Genomic DNA, 23,480 nt, shown 5'->3' with positions numbered 1-23,480 from the left:
TATGGTATGGTTCCGTGCTGAGATATGAACCCGTTTTCCAGGAAAGGGGCGCGTGGTGACCATAAAAGCAAAATTCGTTTTTGTTTTGCTCTTCTTTTTCGTATTTTTCGGGGCGGCGACCCTGGCGGTCAATACCTATATTTTCCTTCCCAGTTTCCAGTCCATCGAAGGTGACGAGGCAGTGAAAAATGCCAAACGGGTCAGCCGGGCAGTGGCCAGGGAAATTCATCATCTGGATTCCCTGCTCCACGACTGGTCGGCCTGGGATGAAACCTACACCTTCATCACATCAGGCGCCGGGGAGTATATAGAAACGAATCTGCCCTTAAGCACCTTTAAAGATAATGCGGTCAACCTGATTTATTTCATAGACACCAACAGAAAGGTTGTTTACGGCAGGGCCGTTGAACTGGATACCGGCCGGGATATTGTGCCCCGGCTTTTCCCCGGTCCGAGCTTCCCGGAAAATCATCCGGCACTCAATTATCGTACAGAGGGTATGGCGCTTTTCCGCTCCGGCCTGTCAGGCATTTATACCACCTCCCGCGGCCCCATGATCCTGGCCGCCCGTCCCATCCTGAACAATCATAACCAGGGGCCTGTGCGGGGGACGGCTGTGATGGGCCGCTTGATCACCCCTGCCCTGCTTGCCCTGCTCAGGGAGCAGACCCAGGTGGATTTTGTCCTGCTCCCCCCCGGTTCGTCCGAGGCCCGGCCTGTTCTGGCGGACACCGGGGAACAGGCGTCCCGGCGGGTTGTAAGGGATAAAGAGGACCGCATGGTGTATGTGTATGAAGCCTATCCGGGCATTGAAGGCGATACCGCCTTTGTGATTAAATCCAGGATTCCGGACAAAATTTCTGCCAGGGGCAGGAACGCCATGGCCACTTCCCTTGCTTATATTCTCCTGGCCGGGGCCGGGGCTGTGGTGGTGGGCCTTCTTTTTTTGAAGCGGCAGGTCTTTATCCCCCTGAGGCGGCTTGTATCCAAAACCGGTCGGATGGGTCCTGGAACCGGAAAAAAAATGCCTGTGATCCCTTCAGAAAAAAATGAGATAAAGCTGCTGGAAACCACCTTGGACGATATGTTCCGGCGGCTGAACCGCCAGGCCGATGAATTGAAGATGACCAACCGGGAACTAAAAGAGGAAATTGAACGGCGCCAGTGGGAGGAAGAAGAAAAAATCCGGGTGCAGAATCTTGTGGCGGAGCAGAAAAAATACGCCCTGGTGGGCCAGATTGCTGGAAAAATGGCCCATGATTTCAACAATGTCCTTGCCGTGATCATGGGCAGTGCCGAACTGCTTATCGAAGATTTCGACAATATGGATGTTAAACGCACAATGCGGTTGATTTTCGACCAGTCCCAACGGGGGAAAAATCTGACAAAAAACCTGGTGGCCTTTGCCAAGGACCGTTCCCCCAAGCCTGAATTTTTCAACCTCAACGGGAAAATTGAGCAGGTGGTCCGCCTCATGGGAAAGGATGCGGACAAGGTGGTTTTCAGGTTTGAGGCGGAAGAGGCTCTTCCCGAATTGTTCGCAGATCCCGGGATGATTGAGCATGCCCTTGTCAATCTGGTTCAGAATGCACTCCACGCCGTTGAGTTGACCGGGGAGCCTGAAATCCGGATACGGACCTTTAATGACAGGGGCATGATTTGTGTCGAGGTGGCAGATAACGGCTGCGGCATCCCCGACGCCTACCTGGACCGCATTTACGATCCGTCCTTTACCTTGAAAGGAAGCAGGGACAAAATAGATGCTTACGGCCCGGATACAAAGGGCACGGGCTACGGCCTGGCCAATGTCAAAAAATATGTGGAACAGCACAGCGGCAATATCCGGGTTCGCTCCGGCGCCGACGGTGGCGCCACTTTTATCCTCTGTTTCCCGGCCATGGAAAAGGAACTCACCGAAGAGGAAAAAGAGGCATTGAACCACAGTGTGCTGCACACAGGAAAACGCATTCTAATTGTGGAAGACGAGAAAGAAATTTCGAGTATCCAGAAACAGATACTGAGCCGCCCCCCTTTCAACCACAGGGTGGATGTGGCACCGGACGGCCGCCGTGCCGAGGAATTGATTGGAAAAAATGCCTATGACGGTATCTGTTTGGATTATATCCTGACCGGCGGAATGAACGGGATGGATGTGTACCGCTTCATCAGGGAAAAGGACAAAACCGTTCCCGTACTGTTTGTCTCAGGGAATATTGAGTTTCTGGAGTCTTTGGCCGGATTGCAAAAAGAGGACCCGAAGGTTCTCCACCTGTCAAAACCCTGCCGGAATAAAATCTACGTGGATACGATAAACAGACTGCTGGATTTTGGAAGCCGTTGAAATCAGAGCGGTGATAAGTGTCAGGTTTCTTAAGGATTTTAAATTGTCTTTAAATTCCTTGGGTTTGCCAACGACTGCAGTAAAAAAGGGGATTTTATGAATGCGAAAATAAACAGGCCATAAAATCAAAAAGGGATTATGGATAAATTCCATAATCCCTTTATTTTTATGGTGGGCGATACTGGGATTGAACCAGTGACTTCTACCGTGTGAAGGTAGCACTCTCCCGCTGAGTTAATCGCCCCTGAGTGTGGTGCATTTTATAAATGATTCTCAGGCCAGAAGCAAGTGTTTTCTTGCACTGCGCAGGATTATTCTGCGCAGGGACATTGCTGCTTCCTGCCGTCTATCGGTCAGCGGAGAAAAGGTCTTTGTATTCCTCCCGCATATCCCGTTTCAGGATTTTACCCGTTGGGGTCTTGGGCAGGGCGTCCACAATCACCACTTTTTTGGGCACCTTGAAGGGGGCCAGGTGTTCGCGGCAAAGGTCGATGATCTCCTGGGCATCTATTGCTTCACCCTTCCGGGGGACCACCACGGCGGCCACGGCCTCCACCCATTTGGCATGGGCCAGGCCGATGACGGCGGTTTCCTCCACCCGCTTGTCCAGGTAGATGGCCTCTTCCACCTCCCTTGTGGAGACGTTTTCCCCGCCGGTTTTGATCATGTCTTTTTTCCGGTCCACCACGGAGATGTAACGGTCGGCATCCTCAATGCCGATATCTCCGGAGTGGAACCAGCCGCCGACCATGGCCTCTTCGGTCTTTTCAGGTTCTTTGAAGTACATGATCATGGCATGGGGGCCTCTGCCGCAGATTTCGCCGGGCTGCCCCGGGTCCGCGACCTGGGCCCCGGTTTCATCTTCCAGCCGGGATTCCATATTCAGCCCTGCCATGCCGGCGGAGCCCAGCTTGTCCATGGCATCCTCGGCCTTGAGGATGGTGTGGTAGGGAGCCAGTTCCGTCTGGCCGTAGTAGTTGTACACCCCTGCCCCGGGCAGCCGCTCAAGGATTTCCTTGAGTACTTCCACGGGCATGATGGAGGCCCCGTAATAACATTTTTTCAGGCAGGAAAGATCGTACTTGTCAAAGTCCGGGTGGCGGAGCAGGCCGATCCACACCGTGGGCGGGGCAAAGAACATATTGGCCCGGTATTGGTCGATGGTTTTCAGGATGGTGTCGATTTCAGGCGTAACCAGGATATTGGTGCCCCCCAGCCAGAAAACCGGATTCATGAATACGTCCCGCTGGGCGCAGTGGTAGATGGGCAGTGCATTGACGTTGATGTCGGAGGCCTCGTAGTTGCCGTCGATGATGGCGCCCATGTACTGGGCCATGAGGGCCTGGTTGGAAATGATGACCCCCTTGGGCAGGGATTCGGTGCCCGAAGTATAGGTCATCTGGCAGGGATCCTCAATGCGAAGGATGGCCTGGGGCTCGGTGTCCGGATAGGCCCGGTACCAGGTTTTAAAATCTTTGAACCGGTCCGAGGGCGGCGCCGTACCGGCCATGTCATCGGACCAGATAAAGGACTGAACCGTGCCCATGTCGTCAATCACCCCTTCAACTAAACTGTAAAGGGCGTCTTCCACAATGAAAACCCGGCTCTCTGAATGGTCGATGCAATAGGTGACGTCCTTTCCCTTGAGCAGGTAATTGATGGCCAGGTAGACCGCCCCGATTTTGCAGCACCCCAGCCAGGTCAGGACGTGATCCATGGTGTTATGGGCCAGTATGGCCACCCGGTCGTATTTCTTTACCCCCAGGTCCAGCAGGCCGTTGGCCACCCGGTTGGTCTCCTTTTCCAGTTCTGCGTAGGTCAGGGAGCGCTCTTTGAAGACCAGTGCGGTTTTGTCCGGGTGGTGGTAGGCGCTCCTGCGGATCATGTCGCCGATGACCCAGCGGTTGACCCGGTTGTACCGGTTCATGAGGAAATCAAGGTTTTCTTTGTTCAGGGTTGAAAAACGGGATTTTTCTTCCGACGAAAGTGATGACATGGTTCCTCCTTGCAGATAAGGGGTTGATGATGCATTGACGCAATCATGGAGAGTCAATTCACAAAGCATGCCGGGGCGGGCCGGAGCCGGCAGGACCTTGATTAACGCCGGACCGGTAACCGGGCGTGCCTAGGGGGATTTGTTGAAACGGGTCAAATCTGACCCGTTGGGTCAGGTTTGACCCGGTCGGTTGATACCCAGGTTCCTCATTTTCATGTACAGGGTTTTACGTCCGATGGATAACGCCTCGGCCGTGGTTTTCCTGTTCCACTGGTTTTGGTTCAGTATGTTGGTGATATAGGCTTTTTCAAACCGGTTTAATGCGGTTTTCAGGGATGCATCCCCACGGCCCGGGGAGGGCAGGGCCTGTGACGCTGCCGGCGTGCCGCTGCCCAGAATGTCGAGGTTGTCCAGGCTGATATACCGCTGGAGCGTATTTTCCAGTTCCCGCACATTACCGGGCCAGTCATGGGCCTGGAGGGACGCCATGAGGTGGCCGGGCAGGGCCGTTATCCCGGCCTGGTATTTTTCGAGGAAATGGCTGACCAGCAGGGGGATGTCTTCTTTTCGCTCCCTCAAGGGAGGGAGGTAGAGGGGCAGGATATGGATGCGGTAGAAAAAATCCTCCCGCATTTTTCCCGCCTTTACCAACTGGTTCAGATTCCGGTTGGTGGCGGCAACAATGCGGATGTCCGGGATTTTGACCTGCCGGCCTCCCACGGGCATGTACCCCGCGCCTTCAAGCACCCTGAGCAGTTTCACCTGGAAGTTAAGATCCATTTCTCCCAGCTCGTCCAGAAAAAGCGTGCCGTGGTGGGCCAGGTCCAGAAGGCCGGGGCGGTTTTTAAGCGCCCCGGTAAAGGCCCCCTGGCGGACGCCGAAAAATTCGCTTTCCATGAGGTTGGGGGGGATGGCACCGCAGTGGACCGGGATGAACGGTTTATCCGACCGGTCGCTCATGGTGTGGATGGCCTTGGCGGCCAGTTCTTTACCCGTTCCCGATTCCCCGTAAATAATGACGTTCACGTCTGCGGCAGCCGCCCGGAGGATGAGTTCGTAGACTTCCGCCATGGCCGGGCTTTTGCCCACGATGCCGCAGAACCGCGTGCCTTTGCCCAGTGCCCGTCTCAGTTTTTTATTTTCCCGGTGCAGCAGGGCCTCCCTGGCCCTCAGGATGGGGGATACATCGATAAAGGAACCCACACTTTTGTCCGTTCCCGGGATCATGGCCACCCTGGCAATGATCTGTTTGTGGCCGCCGCCGCTGTCCTTGAGGGTGAACTCATAGTCCCGTGGCGCGTGTTCGGGGGCGATCCGCCGGGTCCGGTGGTAACGGATCATTTTTTCCCTGTCCTCGGGAAAGGCCACGATCCGGGTCCAGGGCATTTTTCCTTCGATGTCGCCCCGGGCGTATCCGCTCATCCGGGAAAACTCATCGTTGGCCAGGGAGATGGTCATATCGGCCTCGGAGATAATGGTGCCGGCGCCGGCGTTGTCGAATACGGCCCGGTAGCGGTTGAGTTCCCTTTCCAGGGCACGGGCGGTTGCCTGCGGGGTCTGATGAACCAAGCTGCCTGACATTGTACACCTCCTTTTCCGAAGGGAAATCGGGACATCTTTTTCCCCGGGCTCCGGATGGGGCTAAAAAGAGGCCGGGGAACTAGAGAGAAATCAAAAACAGGCTCAGGGCAGGCCAGTAGGTGATAATGAGCACGGAGAGGAGCAGTACGAACATGAAGGGAATGGTGGCCTTGTATATATCTACAATGGGTTTGTTAAACCTGTAACCTGCAATGAAAAGATTCATGCCCACGGGCGGGGTGAAATACCCGATCTGCATATTGGCCAGAAAGATAATGCCCAGGTGGACGGGATGGACCCCGTACTCTGCTGCCACAGGCAGCATCAGGGGGACCATGATGATGATGGCCGAGAAAATGTCCAGCATGGCCCCGAGCAGCAGCAGGAAGATATTGAGCAGGATGAGAAAGACCAGCTTGCTGGACACAAAGGTCTGGCAGAGGCTAAAGAGCCGCATGGGGGCTTCGGCGTCGATGAGGTAGTTGGTCAGGGCCAGGGAAACCCCCAGGATCAGCAGGATGCCCCCCACCATGATCATGGACTCCCGGATAATTCCGGGCAGCCGGGAGAGGGGGATTTCTTTGTATATCATCACCTCCACCACCAAAACATACATGGCGGTGACGGCGGCGGCTTCGGACACGGCAAAATAGCCCGAGTAAATGCCGAAAAAGACAAACAGGGGCAGGGGAATTTCCCAGATGGCTTCCCTGAAGGCGGCCCGGCAGGCCCTGAATTCAAATTTGGTCAGGGGCAGGGGATGTTTACGGTTGGTCCAGATACTCCAGGCCGACAGCATGAAGATCATGAGCAGGGCCGGGAAAATACCGGCCAGAAAGAGGGACTCAATGGAGATATCCGCCCCTTCACTCATCTGCTGGGCAATGATCCCGTATAGGATCAGGGGCAGGGACGGGGGCAGCAGCAGCCCCAGGCTGCCCGATGTGGTGACCAGCCCCAGGCTGAAATCATCACCATAGCCCGCCTCTTTCAGGGCCGGATAGAGCAGGGCCCCCATGGCCACGATGGTGACGCCGGAAGCTCCCGTAAAGGCCGTGAACAGGGCGCAGACCACAAAGGCCACAATGGCCAGTCCCCCGGGCATCCATCCCAGGAAAGCCTGGGTCAGCCGTACCAGCCGCTTTGAGGTATTGCTTTCCCCCAGGATGTAACCGGCAAAGGTAAACAGGGGGAGGGCCAGCAGAATGGGGGTGTCGGCGATCCGGTAGAGCTCGATGGCCATGACCGACAGGTCGATTTCAGAATGGTAAAATCCCAGCATGGCCCCGGCAATGATAACCGAGAAGAGCGGGGCGCCTAAAAAGGCAGCAAGGATGAGTATGCCGATAATGGTATAGGTCATGGTTTGGAATTGAATAATTGGCGGCTGTGGTTAATGAAAAAGAGGGTGTACCGGATGCAGATGACGGCAAAGGCCCCGGGGATGATGACCTCGCAGACCCAGGCCGGGACATTGGCAAAGGCGGTCATGCCGTCGGCTTTTTCCATGGCGACAAAGCGGAGGCTGTGCCAGGTCATCAGCCCGGTGACGCCGGCGGTGAACAGATATACAGCCAGGCTGGTAAAGCGTTTTACCCCTTTGGGAAGGTATCTGGAAATAACGTCGATGCTGATGTGGTTGCCGGTTCTCGATGCGCACATGGCGCCGATGAGGCCCAGCCAGAGCACCAGCACCCGGACCAGGGGGTCGGCCCAGACAATGCCGGCATCAAAGAAATTCCTTAAGCAAATCTGGAGTACGGCCGTAAAGATCATGGCCAGGAGCAGGAACACCAGCACCCCGTCTTCGATTTTCTGTAAAATGGATATCAGCCGGCGCATGGGATTATTGGGCAGCGCCTGTATTTTCCGGGTTGGTTTTATGGTACTCCGAGAGCAGGGCGTCAAGCCGTTCCACCGCTTCCTTGGGCAGGGCGCCGGAGGAGACCATGTTTTCAGACGCTGTTTCCGCCCGAAGCTGCCACTCTTTCAGCAGGTCCTCGCCCGGGGTGATGAATTTAATGCCCTGCTTTTTCAATGCATCAATGGCCTTGGCATCATCCTCCCGGTTCTGGCGGTCGATTTCCCTGAAGGCCCGGGTCATGACATCCCTGACGATTTCCTGGTCTTTGGCGGAAATCCGTTTGAATTTTTTCTTGTCAACGGCCAGGGCGGCATGGAGGTAGAGCAGCGGGATATTGGTCACATATTTGATCTGGGTGTGCCACTGGAGCACAATGGCCCCCACCGGCGATGTGCCCACGGTGTCGATGAGCCCGGACTGCAGGCTGGTGCGGACATCGGCCAGGGGCAGCGGGATGGGGGAAACCCCGAAGCTTTTCACGGCCGCCTGGCTGAAACTGTCGTTGTCCGGTATCCATACCTTTCGTTTCTGCAGGTCTTCAACGCTTTCAATGGGCTCTTTGGACATGATATAGGCAAAGCCGCCGCCGCTGAGCCCGAAGGTGACAAAGCCCGCCTTTTCCAGCCCCTCGGTGATGAAGGTATCCATGTGCTGCCGGACATAATCCACCTCTTCCTGGGACTTGAATTTCATGGGCTGGGCATAGATCTGGTTGGCCGGGAAAAAGGGGGTGAGGCTGCCGGCCACCACGGCACCGCCCTGGAGTTGGCCGATGCGGATTTTTCTGAGTACGGCCTTGTCGTTGCCCATGACCCCGCCGGGGTAGAATTTGAATTTCACCCGGTTATCGGTTTTTTCTGCCACCTCTTTGGCGCCGGCCCTCATCTTTTCCATCCACATGGATCCTTCCGGTGAGATGGTGGCGATTTTAAGGGTAAGGGCAAATGCCGGAGCAGATAAAATAACCAGGATGGATACGGCGATGGGGATGAGTCTTTTCAACATATTTGTCTCTCTTAAAGGTTAAAAATAATCAGATTAGAAATAATCAGGCCATCAAAAATAGTCGTCGGCCTCCGCCAGCAACTGCCGGGCCTGCTGCTGGGCATAGGTGTTGATCAGGGTGTAGCCGGGGATGTCCGGATCGGTGGCCATGACCTCTTTGAGCAGCCGGTCGTGCAGGGGACGGTCGAACATCATCTTTGCGTACAGTTTGGCATAAATGACCTTGGTCATGAGATTTTTGCCCCTGGACAGCGAGATGGCCTTTTCAAAATAGGCTCTGCCCTGCTCGGGTTTTCCCCCCAGGGCCGGGGGCAGGAAGGTGGCCAGGGTTCCCAGGTAAAGATAGGCAGCCCCGTCCCTGTAAGTGTCATCCAGCTTCACCACCTGTTTCATGATGGTTTCAATGCGGGAGATATCGGCCAGGGCGTTGAAGTCGTCCTTGTTGGCCATGATCCATGAGGCCCAGGAATTGCCCAGCCCGAAGAGATAGGGCAGGTCGTCCTCATCCATCTCCTCCACAACGGCTTTGAATTGTTCAAAATCCATCTCTTTGAGGCCGCAGGCCCTGTCCTCGGCACTGCAGACGGCATCCAGGGCATAGCCCATGGCCTTGTCCGCCATTTTTTTGGACCGTTCTTTGTCCGTGACAAATACATCGGCATAGGCGGTGTACAGCCGCGCCCCTGCAGCGAGTATCTCTTCGGAGCCGGGATCCTGGGAAATCAGGCTGTCCACCATGAGCAGGTAGGCCGGGGCCCCGTCCTTGACCATCTCGAGGTCATTGTTATTCATGATGCTGGAAGAAAGATGGGACATCATGTCCTGCTTGATTGAACACCCCTGGGCGGCAAACAGGGCCGTGAGCATCGTGATCCAGAAGATGATTGAATAGGTTTGATTGCCGGTGAAGGGCTTTCCGGTGCCGGGCTGCATAAGAATTATGTCCTTAAAAATTACGGATGTCGGGTTGAGAAATCCTTGGGCAAAATAATATTAACAAGGCTGAAAATCAGCTGGTAAAAATTAGCTTTTTTTGCCTAAAAATGCAACCGGATTCAGCGGGGCGGCCTGGTATCGTAAAAATATAGGGCATTATTGGGGTTGAATTCCTAACAATCGTGGTATAATGCCTAAAGTATTCTTTCTTTTTTAGGAAATGATAAGGGACATGATGGTTTCCATAAAAAAAATTCTTGTATTGATCTGCCTGGCGTTTTTCCTTTCCGGATTTTTCTCCGGGCCGGCGGCAGCGCCACCTTCTCCGCACCTGTACATCATACCGGTCTCCGGGACGGTTGAGCCGGGAATGGCCGCCTATATCCGGCGGGCATTGAAATCCGTTGAAGAAGACAAGACCGCTGTGCTGGTCTTTAAGCTGGACACCTTCGGCGGACGGGTGGATGCCGCCTTTGAGATTGTGGAGGCCCTGTCCGGCGTCCCAAAGGAGAGGACCGTGGCCTATGTGGAAAAAAAAGCCATCTCCGCCGGCGCCCTCATTGCCCTGTCCGCCGGCACCCTGATCATGAAGGAGAATACCCTGATCGGGGACTGCGCCCCCATTATTCAGACCGGGGACGGCCATAAAGAGGCCGGTGAGAAGACACAAACCGTTCTCAGGGCACAGTTCCGGACCCTGGCCAAACGGAACGGCTACCCCGAGGTGCTGGCCGAGGCCATGGTGACCAAGTCCATGGAGGTCTACCGGGTGGATCTGGCGGGTGAAACCCGGTATATGGACAAGACCGCCTACGGGGATCTCACCGATGCAGAGAAGAAAAGCGTCACCCGGAAGAAAACCATTGTAAAGGCCGGCGAACTGCTGACCATGGATGATAAAGAGGCCCTGACCCTTGGGTTTTCGCGGCAGAGCGTACAAAATATTGATGAGGCCATGGATTTTCTGGGTTACGGGGCGTATGGAAAAACCGAGGTTGCCGAAACCTGGTCCGAGGACCTGGTCCGGGCCATGCAGCCCTTTCTGCCCATCCTCATGATCATCGGCATCGGTGCCCTGTACACGGAAATCAAGGCCCCGGGATTCGGGCTGCCCGGCATCATCGGTATCCTTTGCCTGGGCATGGTATTTTTTAACCAGTATATGGCGGGCCTGGCGGATTATACCGAGCTGCTGATTTTCCTCATCGGCTTTCTCCTTCTGGGGGTGGAGGTATTTGTCCTGCCCGGATTCGGCATTGCAGGGATCACTGCCATTCTGGTCATTGCCGTGGGCCTGGTCCTCTCTTTTCAGGGGTTTGTGCTGCCCGACCCCACCCTGCCATGGGAGGGGCGGCTTATGGTGAAAAATGTCGGCCTGGTGATGGGTGCCGCCCTGGCCGCCCTGGCGGTGTCTTTTTCTATGATCCGTTATGTGCTGCCCCTGCTTTCAGCCGTGGTGAAAGGCCCCTATCTGGACGCCACTTTGCAGGATTCCCATGCTGACTCCAAAGCAATTGCCGGCATATCCCCGGGCAATACCGGGGTGGCCCTCACCCAGTTGCGGCCTTCGGGCAAGATCCGCATCCGGGACGGGGAAGCGGAAAGGAAAGTCGATGCCATCACCCGGGGCGATTTTATTGATCCGGGTGCCCATGTCCGGGTGGCCGAGGTCTCCCGGAACCAGGTTATTGTAGAACAGGTTAATCTAGAAAAAGAGGACGGATAATGAAAGCCTGGCTGTTTCCAATTATATTGCAGGCCGTCGGCGCACTGGTGGTGGTGGCCGAGGTGTTCATCCCCTCCATGGGGATGCTGACGGTGATTGCCCTGGGGGTGCTTGGGTATTCCCTGTACCTGGCCTTTACAACCATTTCCCCCGGCGCTTTTTATATTCTCATGGGATGCGACATCCTGGTGCTGCCCCTGGTGTTTCTGGCCGGGATGAAGATCCTGGCAGCGTCGCCCCTGGCGCTTAAAAAGGAATTGTCGGCAGATGAAGGGGTGATGTCCCAGTCCCCGGATCTGGCCGCCCATTTAAATAAAACCGGCCGCACCCTGACGGCCCTGCGGCCGGCGGGTACCGCCCTGATCGACAATGTCCGGCTGGATGTGGTGGCGGACGGAGAGTTCATTGAGGCAGGCGTCCCGGTACGGGTGGCAGAGGTTACCGGTAACAGGATTGTGGTAGAACGAAACGAAAAAGACCAATAAAAATTTCAATATTAAAGAGGTGACTTATGCAGCTTATGTACATTTTGTTCATCATCGCGGGCATTATCGGCCTGGTTCTGGTGTATTTTGCATTTTCCTACATCGGCCTGTGGATCCAGGCCCTTGTTTCCGGCGCCAAGGTGGGGCTGTTCAATATTATTTTCATGCGGTTCAGAAAGGTGCCGCCCAAGCTGATTGTGGAGTCAAAGATCATGGCCGTAAAGGCGGGGATTAATATCCCCACGGACAGTTTGGAATCTCACTTTTTGGCCGGAGGGGATGTCTCCCGGGTGGTAAAAGCCCTTATCGCGGCGGACAAGGCCAATATAGAGCTGTCTTTCAACCGTACTGCCGCCATTGACCTGGCCGGCCGGGATGTGTTGGAGGCGGTTCAGATGTCGGTCAACCCCAAGGTGATTGAAACGCCCCTTGTGGCGGCCATGGCCAAGGACGGCATCCAGCTCAAGGCCATTTCCAGGGTGACGGTCCGGGCCAATATCGACCGCCTGGTGGGCGGCGCCGGCGAGGAAACCATCCTGGCACGGGTGGGGGAAGGCATCGTCACCACCATCGGTTCTGCCACCACCCACAAGGAGGTGCTGGAAAACCCGGACACCATTTCCAAGACCGTCCTGACCAAGGGGCTGGATGCGGGCACTGCCTATGAGATCCTTTCCATCGATATCGCCGACGTGGATGTGGGCAAGAACATCGGGGCCGAGCTTGAGACGGATCGGGCCGAGGCGGATAAGAAGATTGCCCAGGCCAAGGCCGAGGAAAAGCGGGCCATGGCATTTGCCCAGGAACAGGAGATGAAGGCCCGGGTCCAGGAGATGCGGGCAAAGGTGGTGGAGGCCGAATCCAAGGTGCCCCTGGCCATGGCCGACGCTTTCCGAAGCGGCAACCTGGGCATAATGGACTATTACAAGATGCAGAATATTTCCGCCGACACCAAGATGAGGGACAAGATCGCCACCCCGGAATCATCCGGGCCTGAACCCCAGAAATAAAGGAAGGGATCATGGAATTTGACGACCTGATTACCCTTATCCTGTTTCTTGCCTTTTTTGTCCTGCCCTCAATACTCAGGGGGCTGGGCAAGAAAAAAAAGAAGCCGGTCCGGCCTAAAAAAGCCAAAAAGAAGCGGTTTCCCCTGTTCGGCAAGTTAGGGGAAGCCCTCAGGGAGTTTTCCCGGGAACTGGAAAGGCAGGCCCTGGAGGCCAAGCGGAAGGCCGAAGCTGAAAAGAGCGGCAGGGTTTGGGAAGAGATGGCGGAAGAGGAAATCGAGATTGTTTTGCCCGAAGACCGCCCTGCAACAGTTCCGGCAGAAAAAAGAGCCGCTGAACCCTATATTGCCGAACCGGTTGCAAGCCCCAGAAAAAAGCCTGCTAAGCCGGCGTCGGCACCTGCTGCCGCCGGGCCTGGGGCGGCCGCCATTGAAGGCCTGCCCACCTTCCAGGGGGCCCTGCCCCGGAATCCCCTCCAGCAGGCCGTGGTCTGGTCCGAGATCCTCGGCAAACCAGTGGCATTAAGAGACGATTAAGATTGGCCTTTTCCGGGTGCCTGGCCCGTACAAACACCGGGGCGGGCATCCCGGAAGCGGCTGCCGCTCCCCGGTATGCCCGCCCCTCAGTGCCCTAATAAGCCCATTTATAAAATTCTGCTCATGGGAATACACTGGAAAATAAAATTATTAAGTGTCTGGGCCATTATAATTATTGGCGAACTGGCGGGCTTTTTTCTGATAATCGCCGGGTTAAAAAGAAAGTCACTTGGTGGCCCTGTATTTAAGGTAAAGCATCTTTTTCAACGCCATCCCGTTAAAGAACATTCTGGGATGCAATTAATTCTTGAAGGTGTTGGTGTTATGCTTTCAGGGCTTCTTTTATATTATACTTTTTTTATATGGTCTTGAAATGTGGGGCCGGTGTTCGGATTTGGGTGGCGTCGATCGATTCACCCATCCATCTCAGCGATAGGTTTTTATTATGTTTGATCTTTTTTTACCGATCTCCTTTGCTTTGTTTGCCGTCTTTTTTTTACTGCTTGCCAAGAGCAAAACAAACAATGAAAAATTAATAGAGAATCATGGAGCAGAGTTTGCCGATACCGTTAATAAGTATCTTAAGATCTGTGGAATTCTGTTATTGTGCTGTTCATTTCTCTGGATGCTCATGGATTAGGCGAATGTTTTTTTCGCTTAATGGATGAATAAGACTATCAAACGCCAGAACAGCACGGGGGTTACCACATAGGTTTATCCCTCCATATACTTGTTAAAAATCTGTTCATGGGAAATGTATTTTTCCCGGTTATCGTCCTGGAGGTAGCGGCGGATGGCGTTGACCCGGAGGAGGATTTCCCGTTCGGCCCGCTGACGCATTTGTTTTTTGGTCTGAATGATTTCCTCTTTGAGGTCCGGGGTGCTTTTTTCCGCGTAATACTTTTCCTTTTTGTAGGAGATCCTTTTTTCGATCAGGTCTTCCCTCATGTTGTTGTGGGTGTCGTCCAGGGTGAGGACTTCGGGCATGAGGTCGGCAAAATGGGTGACGGCGATGATGTCCTTTTGCCGCTGCCAGTAGCCGATGAGGAACTCCGGCTCCAGGTCCTTGTAGTTCTGCAGGGGCATGTACATCCGCCTCAGGTAGAGCAGGACCTTTTCGGTTTTTTTCCGGTGGCCGCCGATGATGACGGAGCCGCCGACCTCGTCTTTTCTGACGCCCTTGGTCCAGGGGGCGCCGGTGATGCCGAAGTCAATGCACAGGGGGATGCGCAGGAGGGCCGAGAGGGTGTTGAGGGCCAGGGCATAGCCCGCCGAGGGACCGCCCACGTTGTAGGAGGCGGAGAGCAGTTGGTGGTGGAGGGAGTAGCGTTTGAGAAAATCCCCGAAAAGCCAGGGAATGCTGATGTCCGGGGTCAGTTCCTGGATGTAGTTTTTCACCATGGTCAGGGCTTCCTGGGCCGACTGTTTGGTCATCTGCACGGCCATATCCAACTGGGCCGCGTTGGGGGAGGATGAGGAGACGGCGCCGGTGACGATGATGGGCTGGCTTTCCACCCGGCCGGTGAGGCTGGTGGCGATGGGCAACAGCATCCCTGTCATGTCGTTGGCGCCCACACCGATAATGAAGCCCACCTGGGGCTCCTTGCTCAGCTCGGTTTCAAGGAATTCGTTGAGCTGGACACTGCCTTTTCTCACCGGGCTCTGGGAGATCTCCCGCCGGGCCGATTCCAGGTGGGTTTCCACCAGGGGATAATCTTTTTCCGTTTCCACATGGGCCACTGATTCCAGAACCTGGTCATAGTGGGTGACAAAATTCTGCAGGTCGTTCTTGATATTGGATTTTAGCAGGGGCGGTGCCTTGACCGCATCCAGGATGCCCAGGATGGTCTTGAAGTTGAGTTTCACAAAATCGCATTTTTCGGTTTCCGTACTTGTGTCCAGGTCTCTCAGCTTCTGGACCACTTTGTATTCGGTGGAGCACAGCGCAATGGCCTTTTCCGTGAAAGAGGTATAGTCGGCCGGGGTGTTGCAGATGCCCTGGGCCGTCTCAATGATTTTTTCCACCTCGAATTCCCTGGAATGGGGCACATTTTCGAATTGCTTTTTGATGATGTCAAAGATGTCCTTCTGCCGCATGTGGCCGGAAATTTCCAGGGTTTTCAATCGCTTGGACCGGATCAGTGCCGGGTCCAGGATATCCAGGCGGTTGGTGGTGAGCACGGTGAAGACCTTGTTCAGGGGGATTTCACCGTCGATAATGTTCAGGAATTTATTGGTCAGGGCGTCCGAGGGCTGGCCGCCGGTGCCGCTGCGCTTGGGGGCCAGGGCGTCGCCTTCGTCAAAGAAAATAACGGTGGGGGCGACCATTTTGGCGATGTCGTAGACCTTTTCCAGGTTGGAGACGGCACCGTGGACCGGGCTGGAGGGGTCCTGGAGGGCCGAGGGCGAGGTGGCGATGTCATGGACCTTGAGGTTGGAGGAGAGCCAGGTCCGCACCAAAAAGGTTTTACCGGAGCCCGGGGGGCCTGTGAGGACCACGCCCTTGTCTTCGCTGACCCCGTAGTTGAAGCAGTTGTTGGCCATTTCTGAGAACTTGTCCTTGATGCCCCCCACATATTCGTCCCAGGATACATCCCGGTCCATTCGGTCCACCACCTTGGAATAGAGTTCTCCGTATACGTTTTTCGCCACCAGCTGGAAGGCGGAGCGAATCAAAATGCTGTTATCCAGAAAGTCCAGGATGAAATCCCCCCGGATATTGATGATGGATTCCACCAGCTTTCTGACGTAGGCCGGACTGATTTTCAGACTTCTTTCCTTGAAAATGGCGTAGATTTTTTCTGCGGCCTGGTCAAGCTCTTCGGAGTCCGGGGAGTATTGGGTGGGGATCTGGTGGCGGTTGATCTCCAGGAAGATGATCCGTTTTAGGTTGTCCTTGTTCATCCAGAATTTGGAGATGTCCACGATGCATCCCTTTTCAACGAACCGTCGGTAAATGGCCGAATCAAAGCGGTGGGCCTGGTCCGAGGTGGCAATGAGAAAACAGTCCCGCCGGCCGTCGATTATCTCGTCCAGCACGATATTGGTGGTGTCGATGAGGGTGCGCTGCTGCTTTTCCGAGCCCCCGCCGCCCGGGCTGCTTTCGGATTTGCCGAAGGCGGAATGGGCCTCTTCAATGTGGCGGATGGAGGTGACCTTGGGGTTGCCCATGGCCCGTTTGAAATAGTTGCCCGGCTCTCCGGACAGGGCGGTCTGGTAGTCGTTGGGGGTGATGATGGAGGCGTCCACCATGATGCCCTGCTCTTCGAAATGGGTGAGGTTTTTCATGATCCGTTTTTTGAAGATCCGGCGGAGAATGGGGATGGCGGCCAGGCGGCGGTAGAAGTCCAGTTTCTTTTTCCTGGCAATTTTCATGGCAAATTCCGGGTCCACATCCTCCAGGGAGGCAAAGAGGCTGTGGTCTGCCAGGATTTCTTCCTTTTTCCGCCTCCAGTCCACGGCCGGAATCACTTCATTCCTGAAGACCACCGTTTCCAGGGCCTCCCTCACCGTGGCGCTCTTGCCGCTGCCTGACGTCCCTTCCACCAGCATGATGGGGGCCTTGGGCACGTCCGGATCCTCAATATGCTCTTTGCGGATGTGTGCCCGGTAGATTTTATCGAACATCTCCGCCAGTTCAACCGGTACGTGGAGGTCGGTGAGTTCGCGGTCCAGCACAGCAATGAGGTACTGGTATTCGGCTTTGGTCAGCTCCTTTTCGATGATCCGGTTCCAGGAGGCTCCGGGATTGGTTTCCCCGGAATAGAGGAACCGCTTTTTCCAGTCCCTGAGGATGGCCGGGTTGTTGAGCACGTTCATCTGCTTTTTTTTCCGGCGCATGAAAAAGATAAGATGGCCCAGCTCCTTTATCCCCGCGACGACGGGGTGGGGCGGGCTGTACTGATTCAGGCGGGACCTGACAAATGCCTTGGTATCGTAACTCCAGAAGGAAACCATGGATTCGATTTTCTTAATGGTTTCCTCGGGCAGGGTGATATAGGTTTTCTGCTTTGTAATTCGTTTGGCCATGGGCGTCTCCCCGGTTGCACAAGAATTAAGGTGTTTTTTTCTGGGCGTCGGGTCCTGGTTTCCTTGCTGCCTTATGTCTTTTCCGGATGGACGGCAGGGTAAGGGCCGGGGGACTGGTGCTGCCGTGGAGGACAAATGTCTTCTGGTCGCTCTGGTTCTTTTCGTAGGCCGTGGCCCATTTCTGCTGGGATAGGAATTCAAACAGGGCCGGGTTTACCCCGTCGTTTTCCGCCCCGCCAAGGGCCAGATGCAGGGAACGGATTCCGTCAAGATAGGCTTTGTAAAGCTTTCTGATCCGGTCGGACTCCTGGTCCGCCGCATAATTTTCCGCCTCGGCAATGAGCTGGCGCCGCTTTTTTTCCTCGGTGGCTTCCACCAGCTTGTCGCCGAACCGGGTTTCGTTGAGAACGAAGGAGACCACCGCTATTCCGTATTTGCCTTCCAGGGTGGGGCCGTCCTGGTTGATGGGTCTGTTTTTCAGGGCGTGGAAAATTTTTTCCTTGATTGTTTCTCGGTCGGAGATAAGTTTGTTGACCTCTTCGCCCTGGAGGATATCTTTGGAAATGCCGTCGAAATCCCCCTGGAGCAGGATTTCCGGGGAGAGGTTTTCAATGCCCCATTTTTTCAGGTCCTTTATTTTAAAGGTCATCAGGGCCGATGTCCACAGGGCCACATTCTCTTCTGAGATAATTTTTATGGGGGCTGATGACCCGCCCAGGTACATGTTCTGGTTCATCAGCGGTACCTCTTTTTCAAGTTTTGTGAAAAAGGGGAGCCTGTAATGCCAGCCCACATCGGTGACGGCCTGGCGTTTGCCGCCGAACTGCTCAAGGATGACCGCGTAGTTGAGCTTGACCTTGTAGATCACCTGGGTGGAATAGATCACAGCGGCCAGGGAATAGCACAGCGCGATGATGACAAGGATAAATGCGGTGCGCCTTGCCATGGTGATGACCCGTGCCCGCTGGAGAAAAACCTGAGACGTTTGTTCACTCATACCTGCTCCTTTCCCGGAATAAAGGATCAAAGTTATGTAAATAAAAAATTAAACACGATTTCGTGGAACTGCACGTACCGGCTCAACGGGAAACTAAACAAATTGTAGGTGGAATCTGAGGCTGACAGAAAGTATACATTAATCGGGCCGGGCCGTCAAAAAAATTATCAGCGAAACCGTCCGGAAGCCACAGTTGCCGGGACCGGCGGTCAGGCCGGCGGTGTGGGTTCCAGGGGAAGCTTTATGGTGAATACGGTGCCCCTGTCCGGTTTTGAATCCACCGTCATCTCACCTTTATGCTCATCGACAATGATGAAATAGGACACCGAAAGCCCTAAGCCTGTGCCGGAACCAAGGCCCTTGGTGGTAAAAAAGGGTTCAAAGATTTTTTTACGTACCCGGCTGTCCATGCCCGGGCCGTTATCGGCGATCCTGACCACGGCCCGGTCTGCGTCCATGGACAGCGTAAGGGTGATACAGGGGGCGGGACCGGCCGGCCGGGATGACATCGCTTCCGACGCATTTTTAAAAATATTGAGCAGTACCTGCTGGATTTTGCTTTTTTCACACATCACAGGGGGCAGCTGCTGGTAGCTTTTTTGAATGGCAATGGTCCTGAAATCGTGTTTCTTTTTCAGGTCGAAATCGTTGTTTGCCAGTTCCAGGGTGTCATCCAGGACCCGGGACAGGTCATGGGGCCGTTTGACAGAATCTCCCTTGCGGGCAAAGGACAGCATGTTGCTGACAATTTTCGAGGCCCTGTCGCCGGCTTCGCGGATATTTTTGATCAGGTCCGGGATCCCGCGCTGCTGTGCATAATCCCTGAGCGCATCCATGGAAATGCCTGCTGCATCGGCCGCTTTCCGGTTGGCCGGCAGGTCCTTTGTAACCCGGTTGCTCAGTACCTGGGCATTCTGGAGCATACCGGCCAGGGGGTTGTTTATTTCATGGGCCATGCCTGCGGCAAGTCCCCCCAGTGACATCATTTTTTCCGTCTGCATCATGACCTCTTCAGTTTTTTTCCGGTCGGTCAGATCCAGAATCACCCCTCTGATGCCGACGGGGTCGTCATGTGAAAGAATGCAGCTGGCATAAAATACGACGGGCACCCGCGTATTGTCCTTTCGCTTTAATTCGTATTCCCCCTGGCCCGGTTCCCTGGAGGAGAGGATGTATGTCATGTCCCGCCTGATCCTGTCGTGGTCCCGGGAGCTGAACAGGTCCAGGGCGGTCAGCCCTTGTTTTAAATCCTCCCGGGTAAAGCCGGTGAGTTTTATTCCCTGCTCGTTGGAGTAGGTGACAATGCCGTCACGGTCAAGTTCAAAAATCGTCTGTGGCAATAGGTTTGACAGATCCCTGAATCTTTTTTCGCTGGTTTCCAGGCGGAGGAAAGAGGTCAGCAGTTCCTGGTTCTTTTTTTCCACGGTTTCCCTGGATTCGGCCAGGGAGTTTTTAATATCGTTGACCCGGTCGATAAGCCCAAGGGAGATCAAAAGCACATTGCACAAAATGCCGACCTGCACACTGTAGGGAAGGTAGAGGCTGTCCGGCAGGATACCGTTTTTGTGCAGGGCGATGGAAAGTCCCCCGAACAGGGGCGCCGACCAGGCAGCTGCAAAGATAAATGCCTGCCTTGTTTTTTTGAATATGCAAACCCCCATGGCGGCCAGGATCATTATTATCTGAAGAATGATGATATTGACACCGGTATCCAGGATGGCAGACCTGTCCAGGAAAAAGACGGCGAGTCCGGGCAGCCCGGTCATAAAGGTGGTCAGCTTGAACAGCCGGTGGAGTCTCGGGGCATGCTTTTGGGTTTGGAGAAAATCCATGGTGAACAGGCCCAGGAATACAAAACAAAAATTGCCGGTAAAGATATCAAGCAGATTATTTAGACGTGGCAGGCCCGGCCAGAGATATTCAAAAGCAAACCCGAACCAGATCATTTCGTAAAGGGTCACAAACAGGATAAAGCCGGCATAGTAAAAATAAATCCGCTCCCGGACAAAAAGCATGAACAAGAGATTATAGGCGGCCATGATCAGCAGCGCACCCAGAAAAAGCCCTGCCGCCAGCTGCAGTCGCCTGTCTTGTTTGAAAAAATGATCTCGGTCGGCCAGGGTAAGGGATGAATTTATCACTCCGCTGCTGGAAAGGCGGATGTAATAGGTGGCGCCTTCTTCATCCGGTGAAATGGGGAAAATAAACTGCCGGTGGGCATTGGGGCGCTGGCGGAAGGGAAGCATATCTCCGGTGACCGTTTTCTGAAACGGGCCCTGCCGGGTTCGGGCATAAAATTCGACGTGGTCCAGGTGCGGGTAGCCAAGGGCGAGAAACCAGTCTTTATTATTTTGATTTGCCTTGGCAATGGTCAGCTTGATCCAGAGGGCGTTTCGGGTATATCCATAGTTTGTTTTTCCGCTTTTATTCAAATGGAATTGTTGATCGGTTGAGGGCAACACGACCTCATGGATGGTTAACGCACCGGTATTGTCTTCAAGGACATGGGTTCGGGATTGAACGGCCAGTTCTCCCCGGTCACCGGGATGGATGAAAATCCGGGCGCAGGAAAGGTCTGCGGATAACAGGATCAAGGCGATCATCAATGCCGGGCATATCAGCCTGCGGCTGTCTGTGTAAGCCATAGCTGCTGCGTTCACTTTCCTTTTCGAGTTTTTTAATTAAGTATCGGAAACTTTTTGACCTGTCAATATGCGGTCCACGGTTTGAAGACCCCCTCTCCTATTCGAGGGATTCAACCCTGTTCCGGCCGTTGGATTTGGCTAAATACAGGGCATGGTCGGCCCGGGATATCATGGCGTGGATATCATCCCCCGTTTTAAATCCGGTAACCCCGAAGCTGGCGGTTTGCGTGCCTGCCGCATCAAATTGGGTCCGGCTGATTTTCCCGCAGATTCCCCGGGCCATGAGTACGGCGTTACGGAGGTCGGTTTCAGGGCAGATGATGAGGAATTCCTCCCCGCCCCACCGGCCCGCGATGTCCGATGTCCGGATATTGGTTTTTAACAGGCGGGAAAAGGAGATGAGCACCTTGTCCCCCACCGGGTGGCCGTAGGTATCGTTGATGGCTTTGAAATAGTCAATGTCCAGAATGATCAAGGCGAGGTCGTGGGCGTAGCGGAGGGTCCGCCGGCGTTCAGCTTCAAAGGCATCTTCAATATACCGCCGGTTGTACAGCCCGGTGAGGCTGTCCCGGGTGGAAATGTATTCCAGTTCTCTGGTTTTTTCTTTCAGCTTTTTGTTGGCCGATGCTATTTCCCGGTTGAGCCTGGCCAGCTTCCGGTTCCAGAAGAGGATGAAAAGGAATACCAGGCCGGCCCCGCCGGCCAGGCGCCACAGCAGTTTATAGTCGATCCGGTAACCGCTTTCAATGGACATCCACTTGTCTTCAATGGGTTTAAGCTCGCTGTTGCCCAGTGACCGGACGGCCTTGGACATGATGGAATGCAGGGGGCTGCCGTTTGCGGCTACGGCAATCCGCAGATCTTCCTTGATACCGGCGTGCCCGGCAACCTTGAGGTTGGTCAGTCCTTTTTTCCGGATATAGTAGGATGCCACAGGAAGGCTTAAAATACCGGCATCCAGCCGTCCTGCTGAAATCAATTCCAGGCATTCCTCAATGGTGGATACCGGTATATAATTGAGTTTCGGGTGGCTGGCGATTATTTTGTTGAAAATATTCGAGGAGGGGACCATGCCTGTTCTCATTTTGTCCAGGTCCGGGATGCCGGCGATAAAGGGGCTGTTTTCCCTGGCGATGATGGCGACATCGTAGGTGCTGACGGTACTTGTAAATTCCATGGTCCGGTCTTGCCCGGCCGTTTTGCTGATCATGGGCACAAGGTCGCAGCCGCCCTCCTTAAGCCGCCGGCTGCCCATGTTGAACCTGTCCACGGTCAGCGGGGTGAATTCAACCCCCAGCCGTTCGCTGAATATTTCGGTAAGGTCGGGCAAAATCCCCAAGGGCTGCCCTTCTCCCCGGACATCTGAATAGGGCATATGATCCCGGGCAATGCAATAGGTCAGCCGTTTTTTTTGGGCCAGCCATGACCGTTCCTCCGGGGTGAGTCCCACATCTTCGGCATTGATGCTGCGGCCGGTCCTTGAAAACCATTTTTCTTTCAAGTCCACCATTTCGGAATGGGGAATGTCAGACAGGGCCTTGTCCAAAATGGAAAAGAGAACCGGGTTGGTCTTGAGTACGGCAAAGTGCATGGAGGATTCTTTCTGCAGTTCTCTGTTGTTTATCCATCCGGACAGGGCCAGGTCGGTAAACCCGAATTTGGCCATCATATACACGGCAATGCCCTCCTGCTCAACCGTGGCGTCTGCCTTGCCCTGGTCCACGTACTCCAGGGTCTGCCGGGTATTTTCCACCTCAAGGATATGCACCCCGGGGAAGTGGGCTTTAAAAAATTCAACCGTGGACCATCCCCTGGGGATGGCAAGGATTTTCCCCTCCAGATCGTTGAGGGTATGGATGTCCCGGGTGTCGGACCGGTATATCAATACATATTTTGAATGATAATAGGGGGATGAAAAATGGGCGATTTTTTGTCGTTCCGGGGTGATGCTCAGGGAATGGATGAGGTCAATTTCACCTTCATAGAACATTTGGGTGAGTTCATCCCAGGTATGGCCGTTGACATAGGTGAATTTCAGTCCGGTTTTCCGGGCCAGTAATTCCATGAGGTCAATGCCGAACCCGGCGGGTTTCCCTTCCATGACAAAGTCAAAGGGAGGCCAGTCAAATTCGTTGGATACCCGGATTTCCCTGCCGGAGTCTATGAACGCCTTTTCCTCTTTTGTGTAATTGCGGGGAAACTCACGGGCCGAAACACTTGCTGATGTCCAGAGCGCAATAAGGCAGAGGATGGCCTGTAAAACCGCTGTGATCCCAAATCCGCTTTTTGCCACTATTATCTCCCTGAAGCGCCGGTGCTGAATTTGGATGCG

General features: G+C 54.5%; 16 protein-coding genes and 1 tRNA gene. 6 read left to right on the top strand and 11 right to left on the bottom strand.

What is annotated here, in order from left to right:
• Nucleotides 1-52 precede the first annotated feature (52 nt).
• Nucleotides 53-2,341: a response regulator gene (locus tag HUN04_13350; protein ID WDP90624.1), complete on the top strand. Its 2,289-nt coding sequence runs from the start codon at nt 53-55 to the stop codon at nt 2,339-2,341.
• Nucleotides 2,342-2,510: 169 nt separating this feature from the next.
• Here HUN04_13350 and HUN04_13345 read toward each other — a convergent pair.
• From HUN04_13345 to HUN04_13315, 7 genes are all read right to left on the bottom strand, one after another.
• Nucleotides 2,511-2,585: transfer RNA gene (locus HUN04_13345), tRNA-Val, on the bottom strand.
• A 102-nt stretch (nt 2,586-2,687) separates the two neighbouring features.
• Complete coding sequence (locus HUN04_13340) at nt 2,688-4,337, bottom strand: acyl-CoA synthetase (GenBank protein WDP90623.1); 1,650 nt, start codon at nt 4,335-4,337, stop codon at nt 2,688-2,690.
• A 171-nt stretch (nt 4,338-4,508) separates the two neighbouring features.
• A complete protein-coding gene (locus tag HUN04_13335) occupies nt 4,509-5,918 on the bottom strand; it encodes a sigma 54-interacting transcriptional regulator (GenBank protein ID WDP90622.1) in 1,410 nt (469 codons plus the stop codon).
• 79 nt (nt 5,919-5,997) lie between these two features.
• Complete coding sequence (locus HUN04_13330; protein WDP90621.1) at nt 5,998-7,281, bottom strand: TRAP transporter large permease subunit; 1,284 nt, start codon at nt 7,279-7,281, stop codon at nt 5,998-6,000.
• Complete coding sequence (locus HUN04_13325) at nt 7,278-7,760, bottom strand: TRAP transporter small permease (protein WDP90620.1); 483 nt, start codon at nt 7,758-7,760, stop codon at nt 7,278-7,280. The genes HUN04_13330 and HUN04_13325 overlap by 4 nt, the downstream gene beginning before the upstream one ends.
• Before the next feature lie 4 nt (nt 7,761-7,764).
• Nucleotides 7,765-8,787, bottom strand: a complete 1,023-nt coding sequence (gene dctP / locus HUN04_13320; GenBank protein ID WDP90619.1) for a TRAP transporter substrate-binding protein DctP — start codon at nt 8,785-8,787, stop codon at nt 7,765-7,767.
• A 51-nt stretch (nt 8,788-8,838) separates the two neighbouring features.
• A complete protein-coding gene (locus HUN04_13315) occupies nt 8,839-9,654 on the bottom strand; it encodes a hypothetical protein (protein WDP93285.1) in 816 nt (271 codons plus the stop codon).
• 304 nt (nt 9,655-9,958) lie between these two features.
• On the opposite strand from HUN04_13315, the gene HUN04_13310 reads away from it, so the two are divergent.
• The 5 genes from HUN04_13310 to HUN04_13290 all read left to right on the top strand — a co-directional run bounded on the left by HUN04_13310 (nt 9,959) and on the right by HUN04_13290 (nt 13,849).
• Nucleotides 9,959-11,449 carry a serine protease gene (locus tag HUN04_13310; GenBank protein ID WDP93284.1) on the top strand — a complete coding sequence of 497 codons (1,491 nt, stop codon included), beginning with the start codon at nt 9,959-9,961 and terminating at the stop codon, nt 11,447-11,449.
• Nucleotides 11,449-11,934, top strand: coding sequence for a serine protease (locus tag HUN04_13305; protein ID WDP90618.1), 486 nt, complete (start codon nt 11,449-11,451; stop codon nt 11,932-11,934). The genes HUN04_13310 and HUN04_13305 overlap by 1 nt, the downstream gene beginning before the upstream one ends.
• A 26-nt stretch (nt 11,935-11,960) precedes the next feature.
• Complete coding sequence (gene floA, locus HUN04_13300; protein ID WDP90617.1) at nt 11,961-12,944, top strand: flotillin-like protein FloA; 984 nt, start codon at nt 11,961-11,963, stop codon at nt 12,942-12,944.
• 11 nt (nt 12,945-12,955) lie between these two features.
• Nucleotides 12,956-13,477: a hypothetical protein gene (locus HUN04_13295; protein WDP90616.1), complete on the top strand. Its 522-nt coding sequence runs from the start codon at nt 12,956-12,958 to the stop codon at nt 13,475-13,477.
• A 123-nt stretch (nt 13,478-13,600) separates the two neighbouring features.
• Nucleotides 13,601-13,849 carry a hypothetical protein gene (locus HUN04_13290; GenBank protein WDP90615.1) on the top strand — a complete coding sequence of 83 codons (249 nt, stop codon included), beginning with the start codon at nt 13,601-13,603 and terminating at the stop codon, nt 13,847-13,849.
• Between the two features lie 342 nt (nt 13,850-14,191).
• On the opposite strand, the gene HUN04_13285 is transcribed toward HUN04_13290, so the two are convergent.
• The 4 genes from HUN04_13285 to HUN04_13270 all read right to left on the bottom strand — a co-directional run bounded on the left by HUN04_13285 (nt 14,192) and on the right by HUN04_13270 (nt 23,441).
• A complete protein-coding gene (locus tag HUN04_13285) occupies nt 14,192-17,506 on the bottom strand; it encodes an AAA family ATPase (GenBank protein WDP90614.1) in 3,315 nt (1,104 codons plus the stop codon).
• Nucleotides 17,507-17,531: 25 nt separating this feature from the next.
• Complete coding sequence (locus HUN04_13280; GenBank protein WDP90613.1) at nt 17,532-18,503, bottom strand: SPFH domain-containing protein; 972 nt, start codon at nt 18,501-18,503, stop codon at nt 17,532-17,534.
• Nucleotides 18,504-18,712: 209 nt separating this feature from the next.
• Nucleotides 18,713-21,163 carry a PAS domain S-box protein gene (locus HUN04_13275; protein WDP90612.1) on the bottom strand — a complete coding sequence of 817 codons (2,451 nt, stop codon included), beginning with the start codon at nt 21,161-21,163 and terminating at the stop codon, nt 18,713-18,715.
• Nucleotides 21,164-21,245: 82 nt separating this feature from the next.
• Nucleotides 21,246-23,441, bottom strand: a complete 2,196-nt coding sequence (locus tag HUN04_13270) for a transporter substrate-binding domain-containing protein (GenBank protein WDP90611.1) — start codon at nt 23,439-23,441, stop codon at nt 21,246-21,248.
• Between the last annotated feature and the right edge of the window lie 39 nt (nt 23,442-23,480).

The sequence above is a fragment of the Desulfobacter sp. genome (assembly GCA_028768525.1).
Classification (GTDB): Bacteria; Desulfobacterota; Desulfobacteria; order Desulfobacterales; family Desulfobacteraceae; genus Desulfobacter.
This window is presented reverse-complemented; position numbering and strand designations above follow the sequence as displayed.